The sequence below is a fragment of the Pseudoalteromonas sp. 0802 genome (assembly GCF_013350085.1).
Classification (GTDB): Bacteria; Pseudomonadota; Gammaproteobacteria; order Enterobacterales; family Alteromonadaceae; genus Pseudoalteromonas.
This window is the reverse complement of the sequence record NZ_JABVXE010000055.1, coordinates 1-2,501: the sequence shown is the minus strand read 5'-3', so window position 1 is coordinate 2,501 and position 2,501 is coordinate 1. Positions and strand designations below refer to the sequence as shown.

3 protein-coding genes are annotated in these 2,501 nt (G+C 47.4%); all 3 read left to right on the top strand.

The genetic code is table 11. The features are described from left to right. The first annotated feature begins 82 nt into the window (after positions 1-82). The 3 genes from tnpA (at position 83) to tnpC (ending at position 2,395) form a co-directional block, all read left to right on the top strand. Complete coding sequence (gene tnpA, locus HUS61_RS21055; RefSeq protein ID WP_055022508.1) at positions 83-376, top strand: IS66 family insertion sequence element accessory protein TnpA; 294 nt, start codon at positions 83-85, stop codon at positions 374-376. Beyond that, on the top strand, positions 373-729 hold the full coding sequence (gene tnpB / locus HUS61_RS21050; RefSeq protein ID WP_175083666.1) for an IS66 family insertion sequence element accessory protein TnpB: 357 nt from the start codon (positions 373-375) through the stop codon (positions 727-729). Before tnpA ends, tnpB begins: the two co-directional genes overlap by 4 nt. 115 nt (positions 730-844) lie before the next feature. Beyond that, entirely contained in the window at positions 845-2,395 is a 1,551-nt protein-coding gene (gene tnpC / locus HUS61_RS21045) for an IS66 family transposase (protein ID WP_055022510.1), read from the top strand. Positions 2,396-2,501: the final 106 nt, after the last annotated feature.

Below are 2,501 nucleotides of genomic sequence, written 5' to 3'. Positions count from 1 at the left end.
GTAACCGTAACAGCAACCACACCTAGGCATGTTTTTGCAGATGGCCTAATTTATCACCACGTTTCAACTAACGAGGTGATTTATGAGTCGTACCCATCGCAGCCATGCTCAGTGGCTTGAGCTGTTCGAAGCATTTGAGCAAAGCGGTCAAACCCAAGCAGCATTTTGTACAGAACGAGATTTAAACCCAGCATACTTTAGCAAGCGTCGTCGTGAGCTGCTCGAACAAAACGATAACGGTTTTGTGCAAGCGCAACAAGTGATGCAGACGAACCATCATTCACTGACGCTAAATTATGGCGGCCTAGCACTTACCTTGCCGCTGCACGTTGAGCCACATTGGTTGGCGCAGTTAGTGAAGTCGCTTGCTGCATGAAAATGTTCGTAGAACCTTCGGCGATTTATTTGTATAAGCAGCCGGTTGATTTTCGGAAAAGTATCAATGGCCTCAGTGCCATTGTCGAAGCCGAAATGGAGCTGCCGGTGTTTAGCGGTGCGCTGTTTGTATTTTGTAATCGCCAGCGCGACAAAGTCAAAGCACTGTACTGGGATAAAACCGGTTTTTGCTTGTGGTACAAACGCCTTGAGAAAAACAAGTTTAAATGGCCGCGTAAGCTCAACGATAGTGTGTTAAACCTGTCACCACAACAGTGGCAATGGCTACTTGAAGGCCTTGATATTACGCTCATGAAAGGCCATCAACCGCTGCATTTTAGCAGCACAATATGATCCTAAATTGCCTTATAAGGATCCTGCATAACAGCTGATGATCGAACACCAATCGGTCTAAGAGAACCCTTTAAAATAGCGGATTACAGCAGGTAGATGGGGTATAATGTGCCCCATGAAAACACACGATAAAAAGCCACTCCCAGATGATGTTGAGAGCCTGAAAAAAATGGTTCTCAAACTGCAATCTGAAAATCAAGGGTTACAGCAAAAGCTACGCCACATGATGGAGCAATGGCAATTATCGCTACAAAAGCGCTTTGCCGCGAGTACGGAAAGTTTACCTGGTCAAGGCTCGTTGTTTAACGAACTTGAAGCATTGCTTGAACCTGAAGTAGATGAAATCGCCGCTGACGCAACCATTACTTACACGCGTAAGAAAACACGCCGGCCAAGCATTGATGCTTCATTGCCGCGTGAAGACGTGCTTCACGATATTCCTGACGAAGATAAAGTCTGCGATTGCTGTGGCCATGACTTGCACCGTATGGGTGAAGAAACCAGCGAAGAGCTTGAATTTATTCCGGCGACCATTAAAGTGCTGCGCCACGTGCGGCCGAAATACAGCTGCCGCTTATGTGAAAAGCACGGCACTGAAACGACCATTAAAATCGCACCGGTGCCGCTAAGCATTTTACCAAAGAGCATTGCCAGCCCAAGCTTACTTGCACAAATTATCAGCGCCAAGTTCCAGTTTGGCTTACCGCTTTATCGCCAAGAAGCCTTATTTAAGCAGTTCGGTATTGAACTGAATCGCCAAACCATGAGCCGTTGGCTCTTAAAAGTGAGTGAAAAGCTCAGGCCGATATACCAGCGAATGCATGACATACTACTTGAGCAACCGATGCTGTGGGCGGATGAGACGACGGTGAACGTGCTCGATGTCGATAAATCCAAGTGTTACATGTGGGTGTATGGTTGTGGCACCGACAAACCTAAACCCGACGGATCACCCAATATCGTTTTGTACGACTACCAAGATGGTCGTGGCAGCTCACATCCAGTTCACTTTTTGCAAGGCTACCAAGGCCCGTTGCAAGTGGACGGTTATCAAGGCTATGAGAAAACCGATGCACAGCTTGCTGGTTGTTGGGCGCATGCACGGCGTAAGTTTATTGAAGCCAAGGCCGTACAAGGCAAAAATAAAACCGGTAAAGCTGACCAAGCGTTGAGTTTTATCCAAAAGCTCTATGGTATTGAACAGCGCATTCGCGACTACACCATTGAAGCCAAGCATGCAGCCCGGCAAGAGCTGTCGCTGCCAATCATGAATAAACTTAAAGACTGGCTCGACAAGTCAGCACTTAGCGTCAATAACCAGTCGCTGCTCGGTAAAGCCATTCATTACACGCTCGGGCAATGGAGCAAGTTACAGGTATATTTAGCCAACGGTGCTGTCGCTATCGACAACAATCGTGCAGAACGCGCCATTAAACCGTTCGTTATTGGCCGCAAAGCTTGGCTGTTCTCAAAATCACGCGGTGGTGCACAAGCCAGCGCCATACTCTATAGCGTGGTTGAAACCGCCAAAGCCAACGGCCTCATGCCGGTGGATTACCTCATGGCTCTGTTCAAGCAATTGCCACTGATAAGCGATGGCGATGATCTGGACCATCTGCTACCTTGGAATATCTCATTAAGCGTTAATACGGCGGCAACGGAGTAAAACTGATCAGCCCTAGCGCCAATTACTTGGCCGGTTAAATGGTCAACAAAATTGATCCACCCGAGAAAACCAATTACCGTTAATGTGTGCTATTAGTTACGCTTAC

Coding starts and splice junctions, on each gene's coding strand:
- tnpB (WP_175083666.1), top strand. CDS start 373: ATGAAAATGTTCGTAGAACCTTCGGCGATTTATTTGTATAAGCAGCCG.
- tnpC (WP_055022510.1), top strand. CDS start 845: ATGAAAACACACGATAAAAAGCCACTCCCAGATGATGTTGAGAGCCTG.
- tnpA (WP_055022508.1), top strand. CDS start 83: ATGAGTCGTACCCATCGCAGCCATGCTCAGTGGCTTGAGCTGTTCGAA.